The sequence below is a fragment of the Faucicola sp. SE7633 genome (genome assembly GCF_059264685.1).
Genome location: NZ_JCADBW010000001.1, coordinates 68,722 through 82,236, shown reverse-complemented (window position 1 = coordinate 82,236; position 13,515 = coordinate 68,722). Strand labels below are relative to the sequence as shown.

General features: G+C 50.8%; 13 protein-coding genes, 1 tRNA gene and 1 pseudogene. 9 read left to right on the top strand and 6 right to left on the bottom strand.

The genetic code is table 11. The features are described from left to right. Positions 1–14 precede the first annotated feature (14 nt). Positions 15–2,171, bottom strand: coding sequence for a fatty acid oxidation complex subunit alpha FadB (gene fadB / locus AC5L4R_RS00405; protein WP_494472408.1), 2,157 nt, complete (start codon positions 2,169–2,171; stop codon positions 15–17). 393 nt (positions 2,172–2,564) lie between these two features. Between fadB and AC5L4R_RS00400 the strand changes: the two genes are divergently transcribed. Next, complete coding sequence (locus tag AC5L4R_RS00400; protein WP_494472407.1) at positions 2,565–2,999, top strand: hypothetical protein; 435 nt, start codon at positions 2,565–2,567, stop codon at positions 2,997–2,999. Positions 3,000–3,015: 16 nt separating this feature from the next. Here the strand turns inward: AC5L4R_RS00400 and AC5L4R_RS00395 are convergent, their stop codons facing one another. Continuing rightward, positions 3,016–3,597, bottom strand: a complete 582-nt coding sequence (locus AC5L4R_RS00395; RefSeq protein ID WP_494472406.1) for a c-type cytochrome — start codon at positions 3,595–3,597, stop codon at positions 3,016–3,018. 369 nt (positions 3,598–3,966) lie between these two features. On the opposite strand from AC5L4R_RS00395, the gene rpsU reads away from it, so the two are divergent. Both rpsU and AC5L4R_RS00385 read left to right on the top strand, forming a co-directional pair. Continuing rightward, the gene (gene rpsU / locus AC5L4R_RS00390) at positions 3,967–4,182 is read left to right on the top strand and encodes a 30S ribosomal protein S21 (protein WP_067058204.1); all 216 of its coding nucleotides are present in this window, start codon (positions 3,967–3,969) and stop codon (positions 4,180–4,182) included. Positions 4,183–4,315: 133 nt separating this feature from the next. Further along, a complete protein-coding gene (locus tag AC5L4R_RS00385; protein ID WP_494472405.1) occupies positions 4,316–4,756 on the top strand; it encodes a GatB/YqeY domain-containing protein in 441 nt (146 codons plus the stop codon). Here AC5L4R_RS00385 and AC5L4R_RS00380 read toward each other — a convergent pair. From AC5L4R_RS00380 to mreC, 3 genes are read right to left on the bottom strand one after another with little or no spacing between them, the layout of a single operon-like run. Continuing rightward, a complete protein-coding gene (locus AC5L4R_RS00380; RefSeq protein ID WP_494472404.1) occupies positions 4,753–5,409 on the bottom strand; it encodes a Maf family protein in 657 nt (218 codons plus the stop codon). The genes AC5L4R_RS00385 and AC5L4R_RS00380 overlap by 4 nt on opposite strands. Before the next feature lie 39 nt (positions 5,410–5,448). Continuing rightward, complete coding sequence (mreD, locus tag AC5L4R_RS00375; RefSeq protein WP_494472403.1) at positions 5,449–5,931, bottom strand: rod shape-determining protein MreD; 483 nt, start codon at positions 5,929–5,931, stop codon at positions 5,449–5,451. 12 nt (positions 5,932–5,943) lie between these two features. Next, positions 5,944–6,789 (bottom strand): rod shape-determining protein MreC, encoded by an 846-nt coding sequence (mreC, locus tag AC5L4R_RS00370; protein WP_494472402.1) that lies wholly within the window; start codon positions 6,787–6,789, stop codon positions 5,944–5,946. On the opposite strand from mreC, the gene AC5L4R_RS00365 reads away from it, so the two are divergent. Further along, a complete protein-coding gene (locus AC5L4R_RS00365; RefSeq protein WP_494472401.1) occupies positions 6,770–6,898 on the top strand; it encodes a hypothetical protein in 129 nt (42 codons plus the stop codon). The genes mreC and AC5L4R_RS00365 overlap by 20 nt on opposite strands. 30 nt (positions 6,899–6,928) lie before the next feature. Here AC5L4R_RS00365 and AC5L4R_RS00360 read toward each other — a convergent pair whose 3' ends face one another. Beyond that, the gene (locus AC5L4R_RS00360) at positions 6,929–7,960 is read right to left on the bottom strand and encodes a rod shape-determining protein (RefSeq protein WP_067058199.1); all 1,032 of its coding nucleotides are present in this window, start codon (positions 7,958–7,960) and stop codon (positions 6,929–6,931) included. A 500-nt stretch (positions 7,961–8,460) separates the two neighbouring features. On the opposite strand from AC5L4R_RS00360, the gene gatC reads away from it, so the two are divergent. The 5 genes and pseudogenes from gatC (at position 8,461) to AC5L4R_RS00335 (ending at position 13,472) form a co-directional block, all read left to right on the top strand. Beyond that, positions 8,461–8,754: an Asp-tRNA(Asn)/Glu-tRNA(Gln) amidotransferase subunit GatC gene (gatC, locus tag AC5L4R_RS00355; protein ID WP_494472400.1), complete on the top strand. Its 294-nt coding sequence runs from the start codon at positions 8,461–8,463 to the stop codon at positions 8,752–8,754. Positions 8,755–8,801: 47 nt separating this feature from the next. Further along, entirely contained in the window at positions 8,802–10,316 is a 1,515-nt protein-coding gene (gene gatA / locus AC5L4R_RS00350) for an Asp-tRNA(Asn)/Glu-tRNA(Gln) amidotransferase subunit GatA (protein WP_494472399.1), read from the top strand. Between the two features lie 53 nt (positions 10,317–10,369). Next, positions 10,370–11,893: an Asp-tRNA(Asn)/Glu-tRNA(Gln) amidotransferase subunit GatB gene (gene gatB, locus AC5L4R_RS00345; RefSeq protein WP_494472398.1), complete on the top strand. Its 1,524-nt coding sequence runs from the start codon at positions 10,370–10,372 to the stop codon at positions 11,891–11,893. 125 nt (positions 11,894–12,018) lie between these two features. Further along, positions 12,019–12,095 (top strand) — tRNA-Pro (locus AC5L4R_RS00340). A gap of 210 nt (positions 12,096–12,305) precedes the next feature. Then, positions 12,306–13,472 (top strand): annotated as a pseudogene (locus tag AC5L4R_RS00335) (RNA-guided endonuclease InsQ/TnpB family protein). Positions 13,473–13,515: the final 43 nt, after the last annotated feature.

The window sequence follows — 13,515 nt, the reverse complement described above, 5'->3', positions numbered from 1 at the left end:
CTTGTTGTTATCCATTAAGCGTGTGGGTAGAAGGTCTTGCCTTGTGCGGCCATGTCGCGAATGAGCTGCGGGGCTTCATAGGCTTTGCCAAGGTGCGCGTATTTGTCACATAGGGCAAGGTAATTGTCCAAGCCCACTTGGTCAATGTAGCGGCAAGGGCCACCGCGGAATGGTGGGAAACCAATACCCATAATCATCGCCATGTCTGCCTCGGCAGGGGTGGCAACGATGTTGTCCTCTAGGCAGCGCACCGTTTCGTTGCACAATGCCAACATCATGCGGTCGATGATTTCTTGGTCGCTAAATTCACGGCTTTCGGCAACGACAGGTTGTAGCACGTCTAAGGTAGCAGGGTCAGCCACTTTGGTGGGTTTGCCTTTTTTGTCGGCTTCATATTTGTAGAAGCCCACGCCATTTTTTTGCCCCAAGCGGTTGGCCTCAAACAAGGTTTGGATGCTGCCTTGGTAGTCTGGCTTCATACGGTCTGGGAAACCTTGTGCCATCACTTCTGCGCCGTGTACGCCTGTATCTAAGCCAACCACGTCAATCAAGTAGGCAGGACCCATCGGCCAGCCAAACTGCTCCATGACCTTATCAATGTGGGTAAATGACGCACCTTCTTTGATTAGCAAGTCAAACGCGCCAAAGTACGGGAACAACACGCGATTGACCAAAAAGCCAGGGCAATCATTAACAACAACAGGCACTTTGCCCATTTTTTCTGCCAACGCCACGGTGGTGGCAATGGCTTGCTCGGATGATTTTTCGCCGCGAATCACCTCAACCAATGGCATACGGTGGACGGGGTTAAAAAAGTGCATACCGACGAAGTTTTCGGGACGCTCAAGCACGCTGGCTAGATAAGTGATTGAAATGGTTGAGGTATTTGACGCTAAAATAGCATCTTGTTTGACCAAGCCCTCAACTTCTTTGAGCACCGCGTGTTTGATTTTTGGATTTTCAACCACCGCTTCAATCACGATATCGACATCGCCAAAGTCGCTGTAGTTGAGTGTTGGATGAATGCGTGACAAGGTTTGCGCCAGTTTGGTGCCATCGATTTTGCCGCGCTCAAGGCTTTTGTTGAGCAGTTTGCCTGCCTCGCCCATGCCAAGATCAAGCTGCTCAGACTTGATGTCTTTCATCAAAATTGGCAAGCCCTTGGAAGCCGCTTGATATGCGATACCGCCACCCATGATGCCTGCGCCCAACACGGCCGCTTTGTTGATGTCATGCGCATCTTTGCTGTATTTTTTCGCCATTTTTTTGACGGCTTGGTCATTTAAGAACAAGCCCACCAAACTTTCGGCTTGTGGGGTCTTGGCGGCTTTGGCAAAGTTGGTGGCTTCAATTTCCAATGCCTTGTCGCGTGGCAAATTGACGTGTTTTTCGATGGCTTCTAACGCGATTTTTGGCGCAGGGTACTGCTTGGGATTGGCTTTGCTAAACAACACACCTTTGGCGGAGTTAAACGCCATCATTTGCTCAAGCGGTGGCAATTTGACGGGCTCAAGTTTTTCTTGATGACGCGCTTGCCAGTTTAGATCGCCTGCGATACATTTTTTGACCAAATCAAGCGCAGACGCTTCAAGTTTGTCCGCAGGTACTACCGCATCGACCATGCCAACTTTGAGCGCAGCTTCAGGTTTTTGCGCGTCACCTGTGGCAATGATTTCTAGCGCATTGTCAATACCAATCAAACGCGGCAAGCGCACCGAACCGCCAAAGCCTGGGAAAATACCCAATTTGACCTCTGGCAAACCGATGCTGGCAGTGTCTGCCATCACGCGGTAATCACATACCAATGTCATCTCTGTGCCGCCGCCCATCGCCGCGCCATTGATGGCAGCAACTTTGGGATATGGCAAATCCTCAAAACGGTTAAAGACTTTGTTGATTTCAAGCACCCACTTGGCAATGTCTTGTTCGGGTTGTTTGAAGTTGGCGACAAACTCGGTGATATCGGCCCCTGCGATAAACACCTTTTTGCCAGATGTGACAATAAGGCCTTTGATATCTTGATTGCCCTCAAGCGCGCTGACTGCGTCGGCAAACTCCTTGAGTGTGGCTTGGTCAAATTTATTGACACTTTCGTTTTGGTTATTGAATTCTAATTTGGCAATGCCGTCATCAAGCAACGCCACGGTGATACTATTCCCTTGATAAATCATCGTAAACTCCTTGGTTGTTCAAGTTATCAATCAGGGTTATGCAATCCAGATGGTATAACGTTTTGGTTATCAGCGGTGCGCAAGCGTCTATGCCTGCTTGGCGTACGCCGCAAAAACACGCACAAAAATAAACCGTTGAGCCAGTTTATACACGTTTAGTTTACTATGTTTTGCCCAAGATTAGGCAAGTTGATGGCATCTGCGCATGACTGTAAAGTCATCTTAATCCGCGCCCAAGGTATTGCCTATCGCTTACTTGCTGGGTATGGCCAATCCCCATGGCACAAAGGTGCTTAAAACCTTGTCAAACCGTGCCGCGCTTGGCACATGATCCGCCTGCGCATTTTATTAGGGTAGTGAATACGGTAAAATAACCACAAACAGGAGTGAGCATTGAAACGATTACAGCAAATAACCGCATTGAGTTGGCTGGCATACGGGCTAAGCACCACACCTATCGCCCATGCCGCCAGCAAGCCGATTGAATTTGACCAAGGACAAATCGCGGCGACTTATACGGGCAAATTAGCCCCACGGCAAACCGAGCAGCGTTATCACTTAGACGCCCGCCGCGGCCAATACATGACGATGACGCTGGCTGCGCGTTCAGACACACCCGAATTTGCCAATGTTGGTGAAGTCATCGCGCCCGATGGCCGCCATGATGGCGGCAAAGGTACACGCATTTATCAAGGCTGTCTGCCCGTCACAGGTCGCTATACGCTACGCGTGGCGCGCAACTTGATGGCAACCCACGGTGGGGAGGCAGGCTATCGGTTGGCGGTCAAGATTTTACCGCTCACCGATAGCCGCGCGTATTGTCAATAAAACAGAATGGACGCGCTTAAGAATTCGCCGCGCCTGATTTGGTGAGCATATAATCCACGGCCGATTTGACATCATCATCCGACGCATTGCTACCGCCGCGTGGTGGCATCGCACCGTTTTTACCCTGATAGCCATGAAGTGCGTGGTCATACAAGGTGTCTTTGCCTTGTTGTAGGCGGGCTTGCCATTCGGCTTTGTCGCTCACCTTGGGTGCGCCCATCAAGCCTGCCTCATGGCAGGTTTTGCACACGCTGTTGAACAATTTTTCGCCTGCTTGGGTATCGGCACTGGCGGTGACATTGCCTGTCGCGGTCGCGCTGCCTGCACTTGCGCTCACCGTGTTGCTGGTGCTACTCGCCGTGCTGCTGGCAGAGGCACTGGCGGTATTTGCCGTTGCCGACGCGCCAAATTGTGAGGCTGGGGTGGCAGGCTCAGAGGCAGCAGGCGGTGGATTGTTGGCGCGTGCCAGTTCGCCTTGCTCGGCGGCGATTTCTTCGGTGGGGCGGTATTCAGCCGCTTCGTGCTTGCTGCACGCGCTTAGGCTGAGCGCACCTGCCAAGCCCAACGCCACCAAGGGCAAAAATTTGTTGTTCGTCATTTGGCTTCCTCAAACTTCCATCATCACACGTTTTGTCGGCTGGTTTGCACATTTACCGTTTTATCACGCTGGCGTTAAAACGGGTGGCAAAACATTACTGGCTATAAGGTATTTTAGCATGCTTGCGCAGTCGATGGGAGAAAATCTGTCGGCATCGCTCATCGCGTGGCCAAATTTTTGCCCAATTAAGTGCAAATTTGGCTTGACTTAAACCGTTGGATTTTATAAAATTCATGCCTATTTTTTAGGCGGTTTTTTAACCCGATTCTGGTCTGAGCTGATGCAAAATTTGAGCGCATTTTGCTAATAACCTCCGATACAGCCAGCCCAATGTCCCTTGCTCATTTAACCAGACTTAAAGGAGTCTTCATGCCAGCAGTAAAGGTCAAAGAAAACGAACCTGTGGATATCGCCATCCGCCGTTTTAAGCGTGCGTGCGAAAAAGCAGGTATCCTAGCCGACGTGCGTAAACACGAATTTTACGAAAAACCAACGCAAGAGCGCAAGCGCAAAAAAGCGGCTGCGGTTAAGCGTTACAAGAAAAAACTCTCTCGTGAAGCGGTACGCACCACGCGTCTTTACTAAGCTGATGGTGATGAAGTTTGGCAATTTAGGCTGTCTAAATTCCTAAACCTGTACAAACTTGTAAAAAGCCGCTTATCAAAGTGGCTTTTTTTGTGGCTAAATTTTTAAATCATTGCAACCAAACGAGATAATCATGCTAAAAGACCAAATCAGCGATGCCATCAAAACCGCGATGAAAGCGCGTGAACTTGAGAAAGTTAAAGTATTACGCAATGTGCAAGCGGTGATTAAGCAGATTGAAATTGACCGCCAAATCACGCTTGATGATCATGGCGTGCTTGAGGTGCTACAAAAACAAACCAAACAGCGACAAGAATCATTGGCGATTTTTCAAGACAACGGACGCGAGGACTTGGCGCAAAAAGAAAAATTTGAAATCGACGTGATTGGTGAGTTTTTGCCACAAGCGTTGAGTGAAGACGAATTGACCGCACTGGTTGATGCCGAAATTGCTCAGCAAGGCGCAACAAGTATGCAGCACATGGGCAGCGTGATGAACGCGCTAAAAGCGCAAACCACGGGACGCGCTGACCCTGCGGCGTTGTCTAAGCTGGTCAAAGCACGCTTGGGCTAATGGGGCACAAAGTCATCGGCGGCGCGTAATAGGGCCAGCGTTTCAACCAATGGCAAGCCGACCACATTGGTGTAGCTGCCACAAATCGCCTTGACCCATGCCGCGCCGATGCCTTGAATGGCATAGCCGCCTGCCTTATCCTGTGGCTCACCTGTTGCCCAATAGGCTGCCATGGCCTCATCGCTGAGCGTGATAAATTCAACCTCAGTTTTGACAAGGGTGCGCTGTTGATATCGCACTTGCGCGGTGGTGTTTGGGTCAGCTACGCCGACACGGGTGACCTGTACGGCTGTCCAGACTTGGTGAGTCGTGCCAGACATGGCATGCCACATGGTACACGCCTCGGCAAAGTCGGCAGGTTTTTGTAGCACTTGCCCGTTTGCCAGCACGCCAATGGTGTCAGCGGTGATGACCAGCTTGTCTGCGCCATCGGCTGCCGCGCCTGTGGGCACACTTTGTAACACGGCCAATGCCGCTTGCGCCTTTTGGTCGACCATGCGCTCGATGTAGGCGACTGCCGACTCATCGCGGGCCCGCGTTTCGTCGATGTCTGCCGCCACACTGCCGTGAACCACGCCAACTTGCTCCAGCAGCGCGCGCCGACGTGGTGAACGTGAGGCAAGAACGATGTGGTTATGTATCGGCTGTATCATAAAATTTTTATCCAACAAATGTTGCCCAACAAAATTCATTTAATACGACAAACGCGTCAATGCCCAAACAACCAACGGATAAACCAACGCGCTGACCAATGGCGCGAGCAATAACTGCGGATAAAACACCCCTTGGGTCAGCACTTGCAGCACCACAAACACCAGTTGGTAGAGCAACAGCCCGACTGCGGCCACCACCCACAATAGCCCTGCTGATGGCTGGCGCAAATACAAATTGACAAATTTAACAAAAAACGCCATCAGCACCGCGCACAAGGCTTGCTGCCCCAAGTCGCTATCAAGCAGCAAATCCGCTGCCAATCCCACGGCGAATGCCGCACCAATCCCTACCCGCGCAGGCTGACTTAGCAGCCAAAACACCAGCACCAGCACCAGCCACATCGGGCGATACCACGCCAACGCCGCCGATAGCGGATAAATATTGAGCACCGAGGCGACCGCCAAACTGCCGACGATGGCGGCGTATTGTTGCCACGGTTTGGCTTTACCAGATTTGGGCATAGCGTTGCGCGCTCACTGACTTGCGCCCGTTGTGGGTGGGGTGACGGGGGTTAGCGGCGGTGGGGTCTTGACTGACCAGCTGGCTTTGGGCTGTAGCAAAAGTACATACGAGGTATTGACAAAATTTGCCGCAGGTTTGACCTGCACATCGGCATAGCCACCTGCTTGTTGGCTTTGCACCCGTGCTATGCGCCCAACCGCAAACCCAGCAGGCATACGCTCACCAAGCCCCGAAGAGATCAGCTCATCACCAACGCGCACATCGGCCGCCTTGAACACATAATCAAGTGCCAAATACTGTGGATTGCCGCGACCTGATACAATCGCGCGTTGTCCTGTGCGCTTGACGATCACAGCAACTGATTGCTGCTCATCGCTAATCAGTAGCACGCGGCTGGTGTGCGCGTACACATTGGTGACTTGCCCCAAGATGCCGTCTTCATCAATCACCGTTTGTCCAATTTGAGCCCCCTCTTCACTGCCTTTGTTGATGACCAGCATTTGGCGCAATGGGTTGCTATCTGTGCCGATGACTTGCGCCAATACCAGCCGATAATTTTCTACGGGCGTGGCAGACAAAATACCTTGTAAACGCGCGTTTTCGGCGGTCAAATAGTCCAGCTGCTGCAGCTGTGCCTTGGCGTGAATCAGCTCTGTGCGCAGTTGCAGGTTTTCACGGCGCAAAACGTCAGCATGGGTTGGCGTGTCATCGAGCATACGGTTGCTCACAAAACTTGGATAGCTTGATAGCTGATAAATCGGCTGCATGGCCGCATGGGTGAAGCTGCGCAGCGGCGCAAACCATTCGGGGTTTTTGCTATCAAGCAGCATCAGCACAATGGCAACAAATATTGTCATCAACGTACCGCGCAGCGCGAGCGGCTGGCGACTAAACAATGTAATTGCCATCGCCTACCCTGCCTGCCTGTATGGTGCTGCCATCGTCATCAACCGTTTGCCCAGCTAGCTTGCCTCACTTAAACGTAACAGGCTTAGCTTAGACAAAAATCATATTCAGCGCTTTATTATTGATAAAATCCAACGCGCGCCCGCCGCCACGGCTGACACAGGTCAAGGGGTCTTCGGCAACGGTCACGGGCAAGCCTGTTTCACGTGACAACAACACATCAAGGTTACGCAACAACGCACCGCCACCTGTCAAGACAATACCGCGTTCGGCAATATCCGATGACAGCTCAGGCGGGGTTTGTTCCAAAGCTGCCTTGACCCCTGCAACGATGCCTGCCAATGGGTCGCTCAGTGCTTTTTGAATTTCGGTTGAGGTGACGGTAAAGGTTTTTGGCACGCCCTCTGCCATACTGCGTCCACGTACCTCAACCTCAAGGGGCGCACCGCCATCATCCAATGCCGTGCCAACCTCGGTTTTGATGCGCTCGGCTGTGGTTTCACCAATCACGCAACCATGCGTACGGCGCACGTGGGTGATGATGGCCTCATCAAACACATCACCGCCAATGCGAATCGAGTCGGCATACACACAGCCTGATAACGCAATCACGGCAATCTCTGTCGTACCACCACCAATATCAACCACCATCGAACCACTGGCATCATGCACAGGCAAACCTGCCCCCAGTGCCGCTGCCATTGGCTCTTCAAGCAGCAGTGCTTTGTTCGCGCCTGCTGACTCGACCGCTTCGCGAATCGCCTTACGCTCAACCAAGGTTGATTTACAGGGCACGCAAACAATCACATTGGGATTGGATAAAAACCGTTTTGCCTTGACCTTTTGGATAAAATGCTTGAGCATTTTTTGGGTGACTTCAAAGTCAGCAATCACGCCATCTTTGAGTGGGCGGATGGCTGTGATGTTATCGGGCGTACGACCCAACATTTGTTTGGCATCAATACCAACCGCGGCGACCGTTGGGTTTTGGGTGCGGTTGCTGCGCAGCGCGACGACCGTCGGCTCATTGAGCACCACGCCTTTATTGGGCGCATAAATCAAGGTATTGGCGGTGCCGAGGTCAATGGCAATATTGGTTGATAAAAATCCAAACAGGCTCATGTATCGTTTCCCAGTGAGGCTTCACTGTAAGTTACAGCGGATGAAAAATAAGGCGAAAATCGGGCAATTTGTAGCAGATTTCGTGTGGGTATAAGACGAGGTTGGCACAAGCTTTATCCAGCATTGACAACAATGCCACCGCAACAAACCAGCGCCGCAAACAACGGCAGACAACCCAGTCATGTTTAGCAGGATTTAACGCTCAGCCAACCAAAACTTGGCGCATACACGGACAACCATTGCTGACACCCCACGATACGCAACACGAAACGGGTGCTAACATAGAATAGTGCTAGATTATAGCGTTAAAATAGCGCAAAATATAGTCATTTACCGATATAATGCTGTGCGTCGTACGCGCGACTTGCGCCTATTTTGTGACAAATTATTAAGCGTAACAATTCTGTCACATTTTTTTGTTGCTGTGGTTGCCTGCCGCCACGCAGCCATTTTGGGTGCAAAATTTTTAATTTTTAATTTTAGTTTTTAAAAGGTATTCTATGACTGCTTGCATTTCTGCCCAACAAATCCAAGACATGGCAAAATTGTCACGCCTTGCCGTTGATGACGCGCGCGCCGCCAAGTTTGCCCAAGGTATTAGCAAAATTTTGGGCATGATGGATATTTTAGCCAGCGTGGATACCGAAGACGTCGCACCTTTGACCAATGTGCATGACATGACCCAGCGACTGCGTGCCGATGTTGCCAACGCGGATATTGACCGCGCGCGCAATCAGTCAATCGCGCCTGCGGTGGTGGATGGCCTATACGTCGTGCCACAGGTGATTGAGTGATTGTTATTAAAATTTTTAAAAATTTATATTTGGTTAAATGATATATGATGAATAGCTTAACGTCTGATTTACCCACCCAGTTGCACGCGCTGTCCGTCAGTGAGCTGGTGCAAGGCTTACAAAACAAGCAATTTAGCGCGGTTGAACTTACTGAGCATTTTTTGCAGCGCATTGGGCAATATGATGGCACGGTTAATAGCTTTATTACGGTCACGCCTGAGGTGGCACGCGCACAAGCCCAAGCCGCTGATGCACGCCTTGCAGCAGGCGATGCGCCGCTTTTGACGGGTATTCCGTTGGCGCATAAAGATATCTTTTGTACCCAAGGTGTGCCCACGACATGCGGCTCAAAGATGCTAGAGAACTTTGTCGCGCCGTATGATGCCACCATTGTCACCCAGTGCCGTGAGCAGGGCTTGGTCATGCTTGGCAAAACCAGTATGGATGAGTTTGCCATGGGCTCGGACAACGAGTCTTCATATTTTGGCGCGGTGCACAACCCATGGGATACCGCGCGCGTGCCCGGTGGGTCATCGGGTGGGTCAGCAGCGGCAGTGGCGGCAGGCTTCGCGCCGCTTGCAACGGGCTCAGATACGGGCGGTTCAATCCGTCAGCCTGCGTCGTTTTGTGGCTTGACGGGGCTAAAGCCCACCTACGGGCGCGTGTCGCGTTATGGCATGGTTGCTTATGCGTCAAGTTTTGACCAAGCAGGCAGCTTTGGTCGGTCAGCACAGGATTGCGCGTATTTGCTGCAAGCGTTGGCAGGCTTTGATGACAAAGACTCAACCAGTGTACACGTTGCCGTACCCGATTACGTCGCTAAGCTACAAGCGGCGCGGCAATCGGCAGGGGATACGCCTTTGGCTGGGGTCAAAATCGGTGTGCCAAGTAGCTATTTTACCAACGGCTTAAATGCTGATGTTGAGCAAGTCGTTCGCACCGCGCTCAAGCAATACGAGGATTTGGGCGCGACGTTGGTGGATATCAATTTGACGGACACCGATATCACGCTTGCGACGTATTACTTGTTGGCAAGTGCCGAAGCGTCATCCAATCTATCGCGTTATGATGGCGTGCGTTATGGCTACCGCTGCGATAACCCTGCCAATTTGCAAGACCTGTACACACGCTCACGCTCAGAAGGCTTTGGCAATGAGGTGCAGCGACGGATTTTAATGGGCACTTACGCGCTGTCGGCAGGTTATTTTGACGCGTATTATGTCAAGGCGCAAAAAGTACGCCGCTTGATTCGCGATGACTTTTTGCAAGCATTACGCCAATGTGATGTGATTGCCACGCCAACCACACCGACAACCGCGTATCGTATCGGTGAGGCGTTGAGCCCTGAACAAATTTACGTCGGCGATGTTTATACCATTGGGGTGAACTTGGCAGGTTTGCCTGCGCTGAGCTTACCTGTCGGCTTTGATGGACAAGGCTTGCCTGTGGGCTTACAACTGATTGGCGCACATTGGCAAGAAAGCCAGTTGCTCCAAATTGCCGATAGCTTCCAACAGGCGACGGATTTTCACCGTCAGTTGTCGCCCATAGCCAAACCTTAAGCCGATACTTTGATAAGAATATTTTAACATAGAATTACCGCAAGGAACTTGGAATGACAAGTCAAACCACAACACCTGCTACCAACGACACAGCGCGGCAAGCCCCGTTGGTCGATGGCTATGAAGTGGTGATTGGCATTGAAATTCATTGCCAACTCAACACCGACAGTAAGATTTTTTCTGACGCGCCGACTGCATTTGGGCAAGCACCCAACACACAGGCGAATTTGGTGGATTTAGCCATGCCCGGTACGCTGCCTGTACTCAATCATGCCGCTGTTGAAAAAGCGCTCAAATTTGGCATGGGCATTGACGCACAGCTTGGCACAATCAATGCCTTTGACCGCAAAAACTACTTTTATCCTGATTTGCCCAAAGGCTATCAAATCAGCCAAATGCAGCAGCCCATCGTTGGGCGTGGGCATATTGACATCGTGGTCAATGAAGGCGAAACCAACGAATACGCCAAACGTATCGGCATCACACGCGCGCACCTTGAAGAAGACGCAGGCAAATCGGTGCACGATGCTGTGCCACAGATGACGGGCATTGACCTAAACCGCGCAGGCACGCCGCTGATTGAGATTGTCTCTGAACCCGATATGCGCTCAGCGGCCGAAGCCGTCGCGTATGTGCGTGCGGTGCACCAGCTGGTGACGTGGCTTGGGATTTCCGATGCGATTATGGCAGAAGGCTCATTTCGTGCGGATTGCAACGTGTCGGTACGCAAACCCAATGCACCGCTTGGCACACGCAACGAGCTCAAAAACCTAAACTCGTTTCGTTTTATTGAACAAGCCATTAACGCTGAAATTGAGCGGCAGATTGATGTCATTGAGGACGGCGGCAAGGTTGAGCAAGCCACGCGCCTGTATGACCCTGCCACCAACACCACCCGTGCCATGCGCACCAAAGAAGAAGCCAACGATTATCGCTACTTCCCCGACCCCGATTTACTGCCCGTGCATATCGACGAGGCGACGCTCGCCAACATACGCGCAAGCTTACCCGAGCTGCCCACCGCACGTCGTGAACGTTTGCAAAACCAACTGGGCTTGCCAGACTATGACAGCCGTATTTTAACCGCAAGCCGTGCGTTGGCGGACTACTTTGAACAAGTCGTTGCCCACGTGGGCAACGCACACGCCAAAACCGCGGCAAACTGGGTCATGGGCGACTTGCTGGGCGCGCTCAACAAGCAAGAGCAGACCATCGAGCACAGCCCAATTCGTGCGGTGCAGTTGGCAAAATTGATTGAACGTATCAACGACAACACGCTATCGGGCAAACTTGCCAAGCAAGCGTTTGCTGCTCTGTTGGCTGGTGAAGGTGGCGACGGTGATGATGCGGTCGATACCATCATCGCCGACAAAGGCCTGAAGCAAGAAACCGACACAGGCGCGATTCAAGCCATGGTCGAGGAAGTCTTAAAAAACAACCAAGCCATGGTGGATGAATACAAATCGGGCAAACAAAAAGCGTTTAACGGCTTGGTTGGACAAGTCATGAAAGCGTCTAAAGGCAAGGCCAACCCTGCACAGGTCAATGCCTTACTCAAGCAGTTGTTAGATGGCTAATTGTTAGCTGGTTAAATGGCCGCGGTTTAGCGATCTATTTGCGCAATGGTGGGGTTTGGCAACATCTAGCTGTCAAAAAACACTTGCAGATCGACGATGGCTTGACTATAATAGCAAGCCTTGTTCGGGGTGTAGCGCAGCCTGGTAGCGCACTTGCATGGGGTGCAAGGGGTCGCAGGTTCAAATCCTGTCTCCCCGACCAAACAAGAATTTAAAAGGGTTCGCTTAACCACGCGAACCCTTTTTTTATGCGCTTTCCATGGTATTTAGCACCCTATTGAACAACATAAAAACCTATAGAACAGTTTTATCCTCCGTTGCCGTAAACCTGCGACTTCAGGCGGTGGATATAAGGCAACTTAAGTAGCTATGCTTACACACGATAAGATACTAAATATGTTAAAATAAACCCATGAAAACACTCAAGCTACGCATACGAGATAAACACACAGACCAACTTAACCGCCTAAGCGGTTCGGTTAATTTCGTATGGAACTACATCAATGACTTGAGTTACAAGTACCTACAAAAAACAGGCAAATTCTTTTCAGCCTATGACCTAAACGAATATACCAAAGGTAGCGGTGAACTGCTAGGCTTGCACTCGCAAACCATCCAAGCCATCAACGAAACCCATGCCAAATCGCGTCGCCAATGCAAAAAAGCTAAACTATCATGGCGAACCAACAACCCAAACTCAAAACGTCAATCACTCGGTTGGCTACCATTTAAACAATCCGCCATCAAACACATTGCCACCCACCAAACAGGCAAAAAGGGCTTAAAATCAACACTACAACTAAGCCTAGCCAAAGGGCAAAAGCTACTGATAGACGTATGGGACAGCTATAACCTTAGCCTATATCAAATCAACACCCTTGAGCTCGTCCAAGACAGCCGTAACCGATGGTATGCGTGTATCACCGTCAAAGAATACCCTAAAACACAATGCGGAGCAGGCAGTGTCGGTATTGACTTAGGGCTTAAAGACAGTGCCACCACCTCAAAAGGTGATAAACTGCAAATCAAACAGACCCAAGCATGGGCTAAAAAATTAGCTATCGCCCAACGAGCAAAAAACAAACAGCGTGTTAAGGCAATCCATGCCAAAATCAAGCATACACGCCAAGACCTCATCCATAAATTCACCACCCAATTAGTTAAAGATAATGCGCTAATCGTGGTCGGTGATATTCAGAGTAATCAATTTAATAGTAAAAAAGGCAAACTCGCCAAATCGGTTTACGATGCAGGCTGGTTTGAACTGAAACGACAACTGACCTATAAATGCGAGAACGCAGGTTGCCGTTTTGAAATCGTGAATGAGAGATACACGACCTGAGGACGGCACTAGCGAAGCACTGCTTCGCCCGTCCGCAAGACAAGGGCTATGCCCGCCGTGACGTGTTCGTGTTGCGGTGAAATCACCGCCAATAGTCCGAAAGGTAGAAAATCGCTTGGAATAAGAGAATGGATATGTGCTTCGTGTGGCACATGGCATGATAGAGATATCAATGCCAGTAAGAACATTCTTGCGGTCGGGCTTGACCGTCTTGTAGAAGGAATCCCCTCGCTTTAGGGAGGGGAGGAAGTCAAAATCTTATCACCTACTACAACAAATT